At 65.8% G+C, this 16,098-nt stretch carries 11 protein-coding genes; 6 read left to right on the top strand and 5 right to left on the bottom strand.

Features of this window, described 5'->3' with window-relative positions; genetic code table 11:
• Positions 1 to 55 precede the first annotated feature (55 nt).
• The gene (locus V6657_RS14250; RefSeq protein WP_048933117.1) at positions 56 to 607 is read right to left on the bottom strand and encodes a hypoxanthine-guanine phosphoribosyltransferase; all 552 of its coding nucleotides are present in this window, start codon (positions 605 to 607) and stop codon (positions 56 to 58) included.
• A gap of 54 nt (positions 608 to 661) precedes the next feature.
• The gene (ffh, locus tag V6657_RS14245) at positions 662 to 2,074 is read right to left on the bottom strand and encodes a signal recognition particle protein (protein ID WP_048933116.1); all 1,413 of its coding nucleotides are present in this window, start codon (positions 2,072 to 2,074) and stop codon (positions 662 to 664) included.
• Positions 2,075 to 2,229: 155 nt separating this feature from the next.
• Between ffh and ccsA the strand changes: the two genes are divergently transcribed.
• Genes ccsA through ampD form a run of 5 tightly spaced genes read left to right on the top strand, consistent with a single transcriptional unit; the run spans position 2,230 to position 7,818 of the window.
• Positions 2,230 to 3,153 (top strand): cytochrome c biogenesis protein CcsA, encoded by a 924-nt coding sequence (gene ccsA / locus V6657_RS14240; RefSeq protein ID WP_048933115.1) that lies wholly within the window; start codon positions 2,230 to 2,232, stop codon positions 3,151 to 3,153.
• 48 nt (positions 3,154 to 3,201) lie between these two features.
• A complete protein-coding gene (locus V6657_RS14235) occupies positions 3,202 to 3,465 on the top strand; it encodes a PP0621 family protein (protein WP_048933114.1) in 264 nt (87 codons plus the stop codon).
• Between the two features lie 41 nt (positions 3,466 to 3,506).
• The gene (locus V6657_RS14230; protein ID WP_048933173.1) at positions 3,507 to 5,561 is read left to right on the top strand and encodes an ATP-binding protein; all 2,055 of its coding nucleotides are present in this window, start codon (positions 3,507 to 3,509) and stop codon (positions 5,559 to 5,561) included.
• Positions 5,562 to 5,588: 27 nt separating this feature from the next.
• Positions 5,589 to 7,223 carry a sigma-54 dependent transcriptional regulator gene (locus V6657_RS14225; protein ID WP_048933113.1) on the top strand — a complete coding sequence of 545 codons (1,635 nt, stop codon included), beginning with the start codon at positions 5,589 to 5,591 and terminating at the stop codon, positions 7,221 to 7,223.
• Entirely contained in the window at positions 7,216 to 7,818 is a 603-nt protein-coding gene (gene ampD, locus V6657_RS14220; protein WP_048933112.1) for a 1,6-anhydro-N-acetylmuramyl-L-alanine amidase AmpD, read from the top strand. The genes V6657_RS14225 and ampD overlap by 8 nt, the downstream gene beginning before the upstream one ends.
• A gap of 78 nt (positions 7,819 to 7,896) precedes the next feature.
• On the opposite strand, the gene V6657_RS14215 is transcribed toward ampD, so the two are convergent.
• From V6657_RS14215 to V6657_RS14205, 3 genes are read right to left on the bottom strand one after another with little or no spacing between them, the layout of a single operon-like run.
• Positions 7,897 to 10,047: a phospholipase C, phosphocholine-specific gene (locus V6657_RS14215; RefSeq protein ID WP_048933111.1), complete on the bottom strand. Its 2,151-nt coding sequence runs from the start codon at positions 10,045 to 10,047 to the stop codon at positions 7,897 to 7,899.
• A gap of 39 nt (positions 10,048 to 10,086) precedes the next feature.
• A complete protein-coding gene (locus V6657_RS14210) occupies positions 10,087 to 10,284 on the bottom strand; it encodes a hypothetical protein (protein WP_048933110.1) in 198 nt (65 codons plus the stop codon).
• Between the two features lie 41 nt (positions 10,285 to 10,325).
• Entirely contained in the window at positions 10,326 to 12,347 is a 2,022-nt protein-coding gene (locus V6657_RS14205; RefSeq protein ID WP_048933109.1) for an alkaline phosphatase family protein, read from the bottom strand.
• Positions 12,348 to 12,995: 648 nt separating this feature from the next.
• Here V6657_RS14205 and V6657_RS14200 point away from each other — a divergent pair.
• A complete protein-coding gene (locus V6657_RS14200; protein WP_048933108.1) occupies positions 12,996 to 15,971 on the top strand; it encodes a ribonucleoside-diphosphate reductase subunit alpha in 2,976 nt (991 codons plus the stop codon).
• Positions 15,972 to 16,098 lie beyond the last annotated feature (127 nt).

The raw sequence follows: 16,098 nt of genomic DNA, 5'->3' as shown, positions 1-16,098 counted from the left end.
GAAACAAAAAAGGGCGACACATTGGTCGCCCTTTTTGTTTGCCCTGTGCGCCGCGTCAGGTGTTCTTCAGCGCGCGGATCGTCGGCAGGTTGCGCCAGTAGCCCTTGGCATCCATGCCACAGCCGAACACATAGCGATCCGGCACGTTGAAGCCGCAGAAATCCGGGTACAGCGGCTTGTCCTTGGCGAGCGTCTTCTCGCACAGCACGGCGGAGTAGAACTCGGCGGCGCCCATGTCGATGATGCGCGAGCGGATGGCGGCCATCGTTTCGCCTTCGTCGAGGATGTCGTCGAGCACCAGCACCGTGCGGCCCTTGACCGACTCGCGCGGCGCCACGCGCCACTGCATCTCTTTGCTGCCCACGGTCTGGTTGTTGTAGCGCGACAGGTGGATGTAGTCGAACTCCAGCGGGAACGCCAGCTTGGGCAACAGCATCCCGGTGAAGACGGCAGCACCGCCCATCACGGACAACACCATCGGAAAGGTATCGCCGATCTTCTCGGTGATCTCGGTGGCCATGCGGTCCAGCGAGCCGCGCACGGCGTCTTCGCTGACGATTTCTTCGGAGTTGGCCCAGAGTTCGCGGGCCTGTTCTGCGCTCAGCATCGTGTCAGTCAGTGAAACAAATTAAGTCGATTGGATCGGGGCAGGGTGGTCGGCTTACCGGCCGAGCAGGCCCTTCATGCCACCTTTCATGCCACCCATGGCGCGCATCATCTTCATCATGCCGCCGCCCTTGAGCTTCTTCATCATGCCTTGCATCTGGTCGAACTGGTTGAGCAGGCGGTTGACTTCCTGCACCTGTACGCCCGCGCCCGCAGCAATGCGGCGCTTGCGGCTAGCCTTGATGAGTTCGGGCTTGGCGCGCTCGGCCGGCGTCATGGCGTTGATGATGCCTTCCATGCGGCGGACCTGCTTTTCGGCCTGGTCCATGTTCGCGCCCTGAGCCTGCTGTGCAAACTGCGCAGGCAGCTTGTCCATCAGGCTGCCCAGACCGCCCATCTTCTTCATCTGGCCGATCTGGGCCTTGAAGTCTTCGAGGTCGAAGCCGCCGGTCTTCTTGATCTTGGCGGCAAGCTTCTGCGCCTCTTCCATGTCGACACCGCGCTGGGCTTCTTCCACCAGCGCGAGGATGTCGCCCATGCCCAGGATGCGCTGGGCCATGCGGTCGGGGTAGAACGGCTCCAGCCCGTCGAGCTTTTCGGCCACACCGACAAACTTGATCGGCTTGCCCGTGATGTGACGCACCGACAGCGCCGCGCCGCCGCGCGCATCACCGTCAAGCTTGGTCAGCACCACGCCGGTCAGCGGCAGCGTGTCGTTGAAGGCCTTGGCGGTGTTGACGGCATCCTGGCCGAGCATCGCGTCGACCACGAACAGCGTTTCGGCCGGCTTGAGCGTGGCGTGCAGCGCGGCAATCTCTTGCATCATCGCCTCGTCGATGCCGAGGCGGCCGGCCGTATCGACGATCAGCACGTCGTGATAGTGCTTCTTGGCCCAGTCCAGCGCGGCGGCGGCAATGTCCACCGGCTTCTGGTCGGGCTGCGAGGGGAAGAAGTCCGCGCCGACCTGCTCGGACACGGTCTTCAGCTGCGCGATAGCGGCGGGGCGATACACGTCGCACGACACCGTCAGCACTTTCTTCTTCTTGTTCTCTTTGAGCCACTTGGCCAGCTTGCCGACGGTGGTGGTCTTACCCGCGCCCTGCAGACCGGCCATCAGGATGATCGCGGGCGGCGTGACGTTCAGGTTCAGCTCTGCGGCGCGCCCACCCATGATGGTGGTGCCGGCGCCGTCGAGCGCTTCCTGGCCGCCGATGATGGCCGTCAGCTCGCGCTGCACGATGCCCACCAGCGCCTGGCCTGGCGAGAGGCTGGTGATGACGTCTTCGCCGAGCGCCTTTTCCTTGACGCGGGCAATGAACTCGCGCACGACCGGCAGCGCCACGTCGGCTTCGAGCAGCGCCAGGCGAACCTCGCGCAGCATCTCGGCGGTGTTGGCTTCGGTCAGGCGCGCTTCGCCGCGCATGGTCTTGACCACGCGCGCGAGCCGTTGGGTCAGGTTATCCAGCATGACAGTGTGAGGGATCCGGAATTGGGGACAGAAGAAGCCGGCGCATGCATCGCTCGCACCAGCTAGGAATGTGCGTTCCGCGTGGCCGCCCGACGAGGCTTTCGGCGGGGGCGGGCCCCAGCCAAAACCAGGGTGCGCTGCGGTAAACTGTGCAAATGGCAATTGTACTGTATGCGCTGACGGCGCTTCTCTATGGTGCCCTCGCTTCGGTAGCGTGGGCACGGCATGGCGAACTGCGGGGCGGGCTTGGAGCCCGGGCCCCTGCCGGTGCCATGGCGACGGGCGGGCAATCGCCGGGCGCCGCGGTGCTCGTTCCACCGCCGCCTGCCGCCGCTGATGCCGTCCCAGCCTGGTGGCGCTGGGCCTTGCTGGCGGCGCTGACCGCGCATGGCTTCCTGTTGCACGAGACCATCTTCCCAGCCAGTTCGATGGTGTTCGGTTTTGCCTATGCGCTGTCGGCCATGCTGTGGCTGGGCGTGGGCATCTTCTGGATCGAGAGCCTGTTCTTCTCGCTGGCGGGGCTGGGCGTGCTGGTGATTCCGGTGGCGCTGGTCGGTAGCCTGCTGCCGCTGGCCTTTCCCGGCACGCAGATCCTCGGCTATGCGGCCAGCCCGCTGTTCAAGCTGCACTTTGCCATCGCCAATGTCGCCTACGGGCTGTTCACCCTGGCCGCGTTCCACGCGATCCTGATGTTGGCCGCCGAGCGCCGCCTGCACACCATCAACCGCCCCGCAGAGGCGAGCTGGTTCAGCCGCTGGCTGGATCTGCTGCCGCCGCTGCTGACGCTTGAGAAGCTGCTGTTCCGCCTGATCGGCGCGGGCTTTGTGCTGCTCACGCTGACCATCGCTTCAGGCGCGCTGTTCTCCGAGCAGCTGTTCCACCGCGCCTTCCAGTTCGATCACAAGAACGTGTTCGCCGTGCTGTCGTGGCTCATGTTCGGCGGCATCCTGGTGGGTCGCCGTTTCCGTGGCTGGCGCGGACGCGTGGCGCTGCGCTGGGTGATGGCGGCATTCTCGATCCTGTTGCTGGCCTATGTGGGCAGCCGCTTCGTGCTCGAAGTCATCCTGCACCGCGTGTAGCGCGTTCTTGGCTCCTCCTGTTTCTCTTTCGCAGTCGTTTTCACTTCCATGGCCCGTCCTGTCCTGCTGATCCTGATGCTGCTCGCCGGTTTATGGTGGCTGAGCCGCTTGGGGACGCGTCCGTCGCGTTCATCGGAGGCGCCTGGGCAGGCGTCATCGCAGGGCGGCGCCAAGCGTGCCGCTGAACGCGCTGCTTCCCAGCCGATCGAGCAGTGCGCTGTGTGCGGCGTGCATGCCCCGCGCACCAGCATGGTGGCACTGCCCGGTGGCCGCTATCGCTGCCCGGAACACGCCGACCGGGGCGGCGCGTGATGCCCGAGGTGTCTGGTTCGCGGCCTGAGGTGCGGCCTGACATGCAGTCCAAGCCCGTTGCTCCGGACGCGGCACCCAACGTTTCCACCCGGTCTGGCTTCCGCACGCTGCTCTCACGCCTGAATGCGTGGCGTGCATTGCGCTCGGTCTGGCTCGAGCCGGATCCCCCTGAATTCCAGTGGCGTCTGCTGCGCTATTTCGCCTTCAGCCGTGCGGCCGTGGCGCTGGTGCTGCTGCTGTTCGTGATGGTGCCGCGCGAGCACAACGAAACGGCGGGGTTGCCCAACAGCGAAGCGTTGCTCAGCCTGGTGCTGCCGTACTTGGCCGTGGCCCTGTTCATTCTGGCTGCGGCCGGATGGTGGCGCTCGCGTTTCCAGTTCCGCGTACGGCTGGACGTGGTGCTCGACCTACTGTTCCTGGGGCTGGCGTATGCCGCGCTGTCGCGTCTGTCGGCGAGTGTGGCGATGGTGTTCCTGATGCCGGTGCTGGCTGCTGGTGCGCTGACCAGCCTGCTGTTCGCGCTGTTCACGGCGGCGGTGGCGTCGATGGTGGTGCTGGCCGATCCGTTCCTGCAGATGCTGGGCGATGGGGTGATCGCGCCTGGGTTGGCTTCGGCGGGGCTGTACGGCCTCGTCTACATGATGGCCGCGTCGATGATGTACGGCCTGTCGCACCGGCAGATTGCGCAGGAGCGCCTGACCATGGCGCGCGAGCGCGAGCTGCGCCTGCAGCAGTTGGTCAACCGCCTGATGGTCTATGACATGCAGGACGGCGTGATGCTCGTACGCGCCGATGGCCGTGTGGTGGCCGCCAACCCGGCGGCAGCCATGCTGCTGGGCGTGCCGCAGAACGCCTTCGTGAATAGCGGCGCGATGCTGTTCGACCTGAAGGACGTGCCGCACCTGCGTCCGTTGCTTGAAACGCTGCGTCAATGGCTGCGCCGCAAGAGCCGCCATCCTGGTGCCGGTGACGTCTCGGGCGACGACGATGCGCCGCGCATCCTCGATCTGCTGCCGGTTGCTCCGGGCGGTCGGCGGACGCTGCATGCCCGCTTGCGCCTGCGCTTCATTCTGCCGAGCCTCGCCAATCTGCGTAGTGTCTATATGGATAGCCTCGTCAGCTCCATCGGCCTGGGGCTGCCTGGGGAGGTTGGCGAGATGATGCGCCTGCGCAACCAGCCGGCCGAAGCGGCAACGCAAGGCTGGTCGGCCGACGACGAAGCCTTCCTGCGGCACGAGCTGCACGACACCGTGCTGGTCCACGTGGAAAGCTGGGAGCGCGTGGCTGAGCAGGCGCAGCAGGAAAAGCTCGCCTCGATGGGCCGGCTGGTGGCGAGCGTCGCGCACCAGATCCGCAATCCGCTGGCGGCGATCAGCCAGGCCGCTGAACTGCTGGACGATCCGGGCGAGGGGGAGCATGCGCGCTCGGTAGGCACCCACCCAGGCTCCGGCGTGGAAACGCGCCTGCTGCGTATCATCCGTGACAACGTGCGCCGGCTCGATCAGGTGGTCGCCGACGTGCTGATGCTGTCGCGCCGGCCGCGCGGCGAGCGTGTGCGCGTACAGCTCGCGCAGGTGTTGCCCGAAGTGGTGGAGCGTTGGCGCGCGGAAGCCTTGCGTCGCGCGGGCGAAGCGACCGAGATCAACCCCAATCTCGTGCGCGTGGCGGTGGATCTGGACAAGCCTGTGATGTTTGACCCGGCGCAGCTGCAGCAGGTGGTCGGCAACATGCTCGACAACGCGCTGCGCTATTGCCGGCACGTGCCGGGCTCGATCCTGCTGGCCGCCTATGCACTGGATGAGACCCACGCCGAACTCGTGATCTGGAATGACGGCCCCGAAGTGCCCACCGAGCAGCAGCGCAGCCTGTTCGAGCCGTTCTTCACGAATGACGCGCAAGGCACAGGCCTGGGCCTCTACATGGCGCGCGAGTTGTGCAGCGCCAACGATGCACAGATCCGATACGGCGCCATCGCGCTGGAATCCTTGCTCGATCGCACCGGAGCGTTGACCATGGAGGCGCGCGACACATTGCCGCGTCGCGCCTTCGTCATCACCCTGATGTTTGACCAACCTGCCGTGCTGACTGCGGAATGATCCGCCGGCCGACTTCTCCGCTGATCCATGTCCAAAGTCGCCATCGTTCGCGAACCCATTCTCGTCGTTGATGACGAAGCCGACCTGCGCGAGCTGTTGGAAATCTCCTTGCGCCGCATGGGGCACGACGTGGTGCTCGCCAGCGGATTGGCCGAAGCGCGCGAGGCCTTGTCCCGCCAGCGCTTTGCACTGGTGCTGACCGACATGCGCCTGGGTGATGGCCTGGGCATCGAACTTGTGCGCCAGCTCTCGGCCACGGCGGATCGCACGCCGGTGGCCGTCATCACCGCCTACGGCAGCGCCGAGAACGCCGTGGAAGCGCTCAAGGCTGGCGCGTTCGACTACATTGCCAAGCCGCTCTCGCTCGATCAGCTGCGCAGCCTCGTGCTCAACGCGCTGGGTCGCCAGCAGCGCGATCCCGACCCGGGCAGCTCCGATTTGGCCGAGCGCACCAACGACTTGCTGCCTGGGCACTCCGCCGCCATGCAGGAGGTGCGCCGCTCGCTGATGCGGCTGGCGCGCAGCATGGCGCCGGTGGTCATCAGCGGGGAGTCGGGCAGCGGCAAGGAGCGTGCGGCACGCGCCATCCATGCGCTGTCGGCGCGTGCGTCGCGGCCGTTCGTGGCCGTGAACTGCGGGGCGATTCCCGAGAACCTGATGGAAGCCGAGTTCTTCGGCTACGTGAAGGGCGCCTTCACCGGTGCCGACAGCGACCGCCAGGGCTTCTTCCAGGCGGCCAACGGCGGCACCCTCATGCTGGATGAAGTGGCCGACCTTCCGTTGACCATGCAGGTGAAATTGCTGCGCGCGCTGCAGGAACGCCGCGTGCGCAAAATCGGCGAGAGCCGTGAAGACCCGGTCGATGTGCGTGTGGTGTGCGCGAGCCACCAGAATCTGGCGCGCTTGGTGGCCGCCGGCCGCTTCCGCGAAGACTTGTTCTACCGCCTGAACGTGCTGGAACTGCGCATGCCCACGCTGCGCGAGCGCGGTGAAGACGTGCCCGTGCTGGCCGGCGTGTTGCTGGAGCAGCTTGCCAACCGCTACGGCGATCCGCGCCCCAAGCGCCTGACGCGTCCGGCGCTGCAGCAACTGTGCGCGTATCCGTTTCCGGGCAACGTGCGTGAGCTGGAGAACCTGCTCGAGCGCGCGTATGCGTTTGCCGAAGGCGAATCGATCGACGTGGATGATCTGGGCGCGCTCGGCGCCGAGATCGAGCGCTCGCCGCTGTTCCACCGTACGCGTGAGGCACAGGCCGCCGCGCAAGGTCTGCAGAGTGGTCACACGATGGCGCCGCCGCCCGTGACGGGCTGGCCCGATGCCGTCTATATGCCGGCGCCCGTGCCGAGTCCGATCGGCATGCCGCAGCCGATGGCACAGCCCGCTGAGCCCGCGCCTGCTTCCGCAGCAACGGAACCGTCGCTGCCGAACGTCGCCCTGCCGATCGACTTGCCGGCGTATCTGGAGTCGGTCGAGCGCAGCGTGATCCTGGCCGCGCTGGACCAGACCGGCTTCAACCGCACGGCGGCGGCCAAGCTGCTTGGCCTGTCGTTCCGTCAGTTGCGCTATCGCATGCAGCAACTCGGCATCCGTGACCCGCGTGACATCGAAGCGGCTGGCAGCTTGGGTGAAGTCGCTGGCAACGGCCTGAACGGCGATGCCTGATCACAACGCCTTGCGCGTCGATGCCGCTGGCTGGGTGGAAGGCGTCCGCCGCCATCCGTCACCCAATATCGACGAGCGGCCGGAAGGCATGCCGATCGACTTGATCGTGCTGCACAACATCAGCCTGCCGCCCGCGCAGTCCGCGACCGATTTCGGCACGGACGACGTGCTCGACTTCTTCACCAACACGCTCGACTGCGACGCGCACCCGTACTTCGATCAGTTGCGCGGCGTGCGCGTGTCGGCGCATTTCTTCGTGCGCCGTACGGGCGAGTGTGTGCAGTTCGCGCCGTGTGGTGCGCGCGCATGGCATGCCGGCGCGTCGGATTTTTTCGGCCGTACGCGCTGCAACGATTTCTCCGTCGGCATCGAGATCGAGGGCACGGATGATCTGCCCTTCACGCCCGAGCAGTACGCCACCACGGCGTCACTCGTGCGGGCGATCTGCGCGGCGTATCCGATTGCGGCGATTGCCGGGCATTCGGACATCGCACCGGGCCGCAAGACCGATCCAGGACCGTGCTTCGACTGGGCGCATCTGCGTGCGCTTGGTGGCTTCAACGCGGCGCTGTTTCCGTATCAACACGCGCTTTGAAATAGAAACGGGCGGCCCCTTGCGAAGGCCGCCCGCGTTCTCTTCCCTGCGGATATTTCTAGCGTTTAGTTCACCGTCTTAGGTGCCCATGGCCGGGTCGGACACGCTGTCCTTGCCGGTTTCCATGCGGCCGGCAAAGCGCCGCGTGAAGCCGCCCTGCGGCACCGTCACCGTGAAGTCGTACCAGTTGCCCTGGCGCGCGATCGGCCAATGCTGGTCGAGCTGCTTGCCGGCGGGGATGTCGTACGTCCACGGGCCGTCGGTGCGGTACGCGTTGGGCTTGACGGTGAAGGTGCAGCCGGTAGTGCCGGTGTTCATCATCGTCACGTAGACCTCGGCGTTGGCCAGGTCGTAGCACACGCGGATTTCCGGTGCGCTCGAACCTGCGGCCGAGACGGCACTCACGTCGCCCGAGAACGCGCGGTGGAAACCGTTGGGGCCGAGCACCCACAGGTCGTACTTGCCCTTGTCAGCGGTGTAGACATCCCATGCGTCGTCGAGCATCTTGCCGGGTTCGACGGCGTAGCGGCGTGGCACGCGGTCCAGATGCAGGCGGTCGTACACGTGGAACACGGCGGCGGCCGTGCCGGTGTTGCTGAAGATCAGGCGCAGGGCGCGGTTGGTGGCGTCTTCACGCGCGCTGACGTGCAGCTCGTACGGCAGGGCGCGCGAGGGGCGCGTGCCGGTGGCTTGCACGGGCAGTTGCTGTGCGGCCACGGAGGGCACCGGCACCTGCGGCTTCAACCCTTGCGCGGTGCGGATCGAATCGGCCGTCGCCTTGTCGCGGCTAGGCAGCGTCGGCAGCGTTTCGTTGTTCGGGTTGACGAAGTTGAAGGCGCTGGTCAGGTCGCCCAGTACGGCGCGGCGGTACGCGCTGATGTTCGGTTCCTTGACGTTGAAGCGCAGTTCTAGGAAGCGCAGCACCGAAGTGTGGTCGAACGCTTGCGAGTTGACCCAGCCACCACGGCTCCACGGCGAGATGATGTACATCGGTACGCGCGGACCGGGGCCGTACGGATTCTTGTCGGTGTGGTACTCGCCGGTGGTGCTCACAGTCGATTTGCCAGCCAGCACGCCGTTGTCATAGGCCGGAGCGGCAGGCGGCGGCACATGGTCGAAGAAGCCGTCGTTTTCGTCAAAGTTGACGATGAGTACGGTCTTGCTCCACACGGCCGGGTTGGCGGTCAGCGCGTTGAGCACTTCCTGCGTGTACCACGCGCCCTGCACGGGGCTCGACGGTCCGGGGTGTTCGGAGTAGGTGGCCGGCGCGACGATCCACGACACCTGCGGCAGAAGACCTGCGGCGATGTCGTCCTTGAGCGATTGCAGGAAACCGCCGTCGGGCATGGTGTTGCCGACGCCCTTGATCAGCGGGCTGATCGTCTCATCGGCCGGGGTGTACGGCGGGAACGGGCTGCCGTCCTTCAGGTTGCCGCGCGCGGCGTTGGCGTCGCGGTAGGCTTTGAAGCCGGCGAGCGGGTTGTCGGTGAAGTTGTCCGGCATGTTCTGGTAGACCTTCCACGACACGCCGGCGGTTTGCAGGCGTTCGGGGTAGGTCGTCCAGTTGTAGGTGACGCCGGCGTCGAGGTGGTCGCCGCTGTTGTCGATGACGGGGCCACCGGCTGCACCGGTCGGGTCATTGGTGCCCGTCCAGTGGAACAGGCGGTTGGTGTTGGTGCCGCCGTGGAAGCCGCAGTGGTATGCGTCGCACAGCGTGAAGGCGTTGGCCAGTGCGAACTGGAAGTCCAGCTCGGCCTGCTTGTAATAGCCCATCGACTGCGTCTGCTTGTAGGTCGGCCACTTGCTCATGCGGCCGAGGTCCCACGCGTTTTGCGCATCGGGGTAGCTGTGCGGTGTGCCTGAGACGCGCTGCGCGTTGCCGGCGCTGCTGTCCAGGTAGTACGGCAGTACCACGCGGCTCGGGCCACTGCTTGGCACGTAGGTCTGCTGCCAGACGTTCAGGCCGCCGGCCAGCGGAATCGGGAAGCGATCGCCAAAACCGCGTACGCCTTGCAGCGTGCCGAAGTAGTTGTCGAACGAGCGGTTCTCCTGCATCAGGATCACCACGTGTTCAATGTCGCGCATCGTGCCGGTCGCGTTGTTGGCGGGAATGGCCAGCGCGCGGCGGATCGACGGCGGGAAGGCAGCCAGCGCGGCGGCGGAAATCGCGCCCGTGCTGGCCAGTTTGAGGAAGTTGCGGCGGCTGCCGTTGTTGGTGTTGGAGGTCATGTCGGTCTCAAACGCAAGTCGATGGAGAGGCAGTGCGGCTTACGGAGCGCAGTGCAGGTTCGGCTTGTTGGCCGGCGGTTGGCCGGGCTGATCCGGCTGGGCCGTGCCGGGGGTGCCGGTGCCCGGCGTGCCGTCGTTCGAATCGCCGCCGCAGGCCGACAGCGACAAGGTGGCGGCGCACAGCAGCATGGCGGCCAGCCAGTGCGGCCGCGCAAGATGGTGGGTGAAAGGCTTCATGAGCGGTCTCGTTCGGGGTGAGGGTGGGGGGATCAGGGGCATCAAGGATTGAGCGACGACAGCGGCTGGTGCGAGCCGTTGATTGACTTGAGTTCGTCCAGCGTCAGGCGGCGCGTCCACATGGCCAGGTCGTCGTAGGCCATCACGCCCTTGAGCGCGCCTGGGTTGTTGGGCACGTAGTTGTGCGTGGCGTCGTCGTTCACGCCCCAGACCTTGGTGGCCAGGCCGTTGAGTTTGGTGACGTCGGTGTTGGCGATGGCACGGTCTTCGGTCTTCTGCACACCCAGTACCGGGTCGAGGATGTAGGCGCTGAACAGCTTGGCCTGCGTGTCCACCGACAGGGCCAGGTAGGCCCACTGGTTGGCGCTGAACTTCATGCCCTGGATGTCGTCGCGCTTGCCGCCGCTGCCCAGGTTGAAGCGCACCTCGCAGCCACCCCACAGGGCGATGGCAATGCCCGGGTTGGCGCCGGAGTAATAGTTCTTGTTGGAGAGGATCGGCTCACCCGTGCCGTTGCCCTGCGTGCAGTCCGACTTGAACCAGAAGCCGATGGTGAATTGCGGGCTTTGCGCGATGTCGGCGCCAGTCTGCGTGAGCTTGTAGGCATCGATGCGCGAATCGACCGACAGTGCCTTGCCGCCAAACGGGTCGGTCACGGCCGAGCCGCCGTCGGTGCCGGCCACCCACGGGCCCAGCGTCGAACTGTTCTTGCGATCCGTCGGCGGCAGCGGGTCGAAGCTGTAGTACGTCGCCAGGCTGTTGGTCAGCGTCGTCGCCAGCGGTATCGGCGCCACGTAGTTGATCTGCGCCAGCATCGACACCGGCACGTTGTTGCGCACCAGTGTGTAGTTGATGCGGTAGAGGCCGTTTGCGGTGGCGATGGTGCTGTCGGTGTACTGCGTGGCCGTGGCGGGCAGCGTGGCGACTTGCGTGCCGTCGCGCAGCACGGTGATCGGGCCGCTGGCGGTGGTCGGGTTTTGCCAGTTCAGCACCAGCGAGGCGTTGTAGGTGCCCACCGTGCTCTGGAGGTTGCGCACGCCCACCGTGCTGGCCGTGAGCGCGGCGCCGTCGAGCTTGTGTGCCGTAGTCGGCACCGCAGCGTTCAGTTGCGCCAACACGGTCGGCACGATGTCGGCCTCGCTCGGCAGGGCGGCCAGCGCAGCTTCGGTCGTGGGGGCCGCCGTGCCGTTCTTGCCCAGCACTGGGTTGACGGTCTTGTTGAGCGCGATGAATGCGGTGCGGTTTTCCAGCGTGGGCGCCGAGGTGGTGGCGCCGGTGGCATCCAGCCCGTGGCTGGTCGTGACGACCACGAGCCAGTCCTCGTTCGGGTTGGCGGTGCGGCGTTGGGCGATGGCGGCCTGCAGCGTGCCGAGTGCCTGGTCGACGTTGCTCAGGGCAGCGGCATACGCATCGCTTTGCAGGCCCGAGGCGAGTGCGGCCGCGGCCGGTGCGGTGTACTGCGCAAAGACGACGTCATAGCCGGATTGCACGAGGCGCACGCTGTTTTGCGTGACGCAGCTGTCCACCTGGGCGCAGTCGACCAGCGTATCGAGGATACCGGCCTGTTGATCGGCCTTGAGCAGCGCAGGCAGGACCGCTGAGCTGACGGCCGCGCCCAGGCGTTGCGTGGTGCCAGCGGCCTTGGCGGCGGTGCGCGCGTAGCTGAAGACGCTCGGGGTGGCCAGGGTGGTGACAGTGTCGTCGGTGACGCCGTGGCGGTTCTGCCAGGTGCCCGACAGCACGGTGGCCCAGCTCGGCGTATCCAGCGGCGGTTGTGCGGTGGTCGTACCCAGCGTGCCGCCGGTCGAGGCGGGCAGTACGGACAGCGCGCCCAGGTTCGGCAGGCTGCGTTGCAGCAGCGCGCTCTGCACCTGCGCGTAGGTGGCGCCGTCCACGCCCACCACCAGCACCTTCTTGCTGGCGCTGGTGGCCGGCGCGGTCGTGCCGCCGGGGTTGGCGACGGGTGCACTGTCGCTGCCCCCGCCGCAGGCCGTCAGCGTGGCGGCCACGGTTGCGCCCAGCGCGGCCGTGAGCAGGCGGCGGGCAGGTTGGTTCGATGCCATGTTGGTTTCCTCGGTCGTGTGGTGCGCGGCATGTGCGCCGCGGTGATTGCGCTCCCCCGCAATGCGACCGAAGAGTAGGGACGGGGCCTGTCGCTCAGGTGACAGGCGCGGCAAGAATGCTGATGCCGCTATTTGGATTTCTTGAACGCACTAGGAATCGTCGGAAGCCGACGGCGGTGCATCGGCGCACCAGTGCAGTGCACGCCACACATACCCCTACCGCAGATGAGGTGACGTCTATCGAACTTGCGTAGGTGATAGAAAGAATTATTCTGGGAGAGTGCGCATTGCGACGCCGCACGCGAGCCCCGACGACCCGTTGTGCCGCCTGCGATGGCGGGCTTGCGGCACTGCATTTCGATTGCAAAAAAGCCCCTGAAACCCCATCTGTCAAGACTAGGCAAATTCGATTGGCCCACTATACTTAGCGCCAATCCCGGGGTGACACACTAGATGTAGTGGTGAATTTCCGGGATTCTCATTTCGGCGCCCGCGCGGGGGCGAGCGTACGGCAGGTCGAGCCGACGCTTGGGGGCCGAGGAAGGGCAAGGGCCTTTTCCGTCTCTTTTTCTCTGCGCGGCGCAAGGGTTTGCCAAGGGTTCATCACCCCGGGCGAGCCGCCAATCGAACGGTTCAACAGGAGTCCTTATGCAAACGGCCCAATCCGAAATCCACTCCGGCACCGCCAATCCTTCCCAATTTGCGCAAAGCGCCGGCGGCACGGCCGTGGCCTCCGGCACCGCCCTCGGCGTCAACCTGGCCGACTACAAGATCATCCGCCGCAACGGCGCCGTGGTCAGCTTCGAGCCCTCCAAGATCGCTGTGGCGATGACCAAGGCCTTCCTCGCCGTGAATGGCGGGCAGGGCGCTGCTTCCGCGCGTGTGCGCGAGCTGGTCGACCAACAGACGCAGAACGTGGTGCGCGCCCTGCTGCGCAGCCGCCCGAATGGCGGCACGTTCCACATTGAAGACGTGCAGGATCAGGTCGAACTGGCCCTGATGCGCTCGGGCGAGCATGACGTGGCCCGCGCCTACGTGCTGTACCGCGAGCGTCGCGCCCAGGAGCGCGCGCAAGCCGGCGAAACGCAGCAGCAACCGGCCTTCATTGGCCTGAATGTGACCGACGGCGGTATCACCCGTCCGCTGGACATGGCTGCGCTGCGCAACGTGATCGTCTCGGCCTGCGAAGGCCTGGGCGAAGCGGTGGATCCGGAGCCGATCCTCAAGGAAACGGTCAAGAACCTGTATGAAGGCGTGCCGATGACGCAGGTGTACGACTCGGCCATCCTGGCCTCGCGTACCCTGATCGAAAAGGACCCGGCGTACAGCCAGGTCACCGCGCGCATCCTGATGCACACGATCCGCCGCGAGATCCTCGGTGAAGAAGTCACGCAAGCCGAAATGAGCGCGCGTTACGTCGACTACTTCCCGCAGTTCATCAAGCGCGGCATCAACGCCGAGCTGCTCGACGACAAGCTGGCCCAGTTCGACCTGGCCCGCCTGGGTGCGGCGCTGGACGCCTCGCGTGACTTCCAGTTCAACTACCTCGGCCTGCAGACGCTGTACGACCGCTACTTCCTGCACATCAACGAAACCCGCATCGAGATGCCGCAGGCATTCTTCATGCGCGTCGCGATGGGCCTGGCGCTGAACGAAATCGACCGCGAAGCCCGCGCTATCGAGTTCTACCAACTGCTGTCGTCGTTCGACTTCATGTCGTCGACGCCGACGCTGTTCAACTCGGGCACGCGCCGTTCGCAACTGTCGTCGTGCTACCTGACCACCGTGTCGGATGATCTGGACGGCATTTACGAAGCGCTGAAGGAAAACGCGCTGCTCTCCAAGTTCGCCGGCGGCCTGGGCAACGACTGGACCAATGTGCGTGCCCTGGGCTCGCACATCAAGGGCACGAACGGCAAGTCGCAAGGCGTGGTGCCGTTCCTGAAGGTCGTCAACGACACGGCTGTGGCCGTGAACCAAGGCGGCAAGCGCAAGGGCGCCGTCTGCGCGTACCTGGAAACGTGGCACCTGGATATCGAAGAATTCCTGGAGCTGCGCAAGAACACCGGCGACGACCGCCGCCGCACGCACGACATGAACACGGCCAACTGGATTCCGGACCTGTTCATGAAGCGCGTGATGGAAGGTGGCGAGTGGACGCTGTTCTCGCCGTCCACCTGCCCGGACCTGCATGACAAGGTCGGCAAGGCATTCGAGCAAGCCTATCTGGCCTATGAAGACAAGGTCGCGCGCGGCGAGATCAAGCTCTTCAAGAAGATGCCGGCGCTGCAACTGTGGCGCAAGATGCTGGGCATGCTGTTCGAAACCGGCCACCCGTGGATCACGTTCAAGGACCCGTGCAACATCCGCAGCCCGCAGCAGCACGTGGGCGTGGTGCACAGCTCCAACCTGTGCACGGAAATCACGCTGAACACCAACGACAGCGAAATCGCCGTGTGCAACCTGGGTTCGGTGAACCTGGTCGCTCACCTGGTCAAGCAGGCCGACGGCAGCGTCGTGCTGGATCACGAGAAGCTGAAGAAGACCGTGCGCACCGCGATGCGCATGCTCGACAACGTGATCGACATCAACTACTACGCCGTCAAGAAGGCGCGTGATTCCAACCTGCGCCACCGTCCGGTCGGCATGGGCATCATGGGCTTCCAGGACGCGCTGCACGTGCTGCGTGTGCCGTACGCCAGCGATGCAGCGGTGCAGTTTGCTGACACCTCGATGGAAGCCGTCTGCTACTACGCCTACTGGGCGTCGACCGAGCTGGCCGAAGAGCGTGGCCGCTACAGCAGCTACAAGGGCTCCCTGTGGGATCGCGGCATCCTGCCGCAAGACTCGCTCAAGCTGCTGGCCGAAGAGCGCGGCGGCTATCTGGAAACGGATATGTCGTCGACGATGGACTGGGACAGCCTGCGCGCCCGCATCAAGCAACACGGCATGCGCAACTCGAACTGCGTGGCGATCGCCCCGACGGCAACGATCTCCAACATCATCGGCGTGTCGGCCTGTATCGAGCCGACGTACCAGAACCTGTACGTCAAGTCGAACCTGTCGGGCGAGTTCACGGTGGTCAACGACTACCTGGTGCGCGACCTGAAGGCACGCGGCCTGTGGGACGAAGTGATGGTCGCCGACCTGAAGTACTTCGACGGCTCGCTGGCCCGCATCGACCGCATTCCGCAAGACCTGCGCGACCTGTACGCAACGGCCTTCGAAGTGGAGCCGACGTGGCTGGTGGAAGCGGCCTCGCGTCGCCAGAAGTGGATCGACCAGGCACAGTCGCTGAACATCTACATGGCCGGCGCCTCGGGCAAGAAGCTGGACGACACCTACAAGCTGGCCTGGCTGCGTGGCCTGAAGACCACGTACTACCTGCGCACGATCGGCGCCACGCACGTCGAGAAGTCGACCGTGTCGCGCGGCACGCTGAATGCGGTGTCGTCGGGTAGCGATGTGGGTGGTGTGTCGGCTGCAGGTGCAGCCCCGGCCGCTCCGGCCAGCGCGCTGGATGCCGCGGCTGCCACCGCCCAGGCGATGCCGGAAGCTGAAGGCGCCGTGTGCACGATGCGCCCCGGCGACCCCGGTTTCGAAGAATGCGAAGCCTGCCAATAAGGCACTGAGCGGGCTGTTACCAAAGCGCCCCAGGGGCCGCATGGCATCAACAATGCGGCCCATTCACTGACATCGGCGACCGGGCCGGTGTTGCGTGTGTATCGAAACATGCGCTCCACTGGTCGGT

It is taken from the genome of Ralstonia sp. RRA (assembly GCF_037023145.1).
In the GTDB taxonomy this organism is placed as follows: Bacteria; Pseudomonadota; Gammaproteobacteria; order Burkholderiales; family Burkholderiaceae; genus Ralstonia.
The sequence above is the reverse complement of the archived record's forward strand: the minus strand, read 5'-3'. Positions and strand labels throughout refer to the sequence as shown.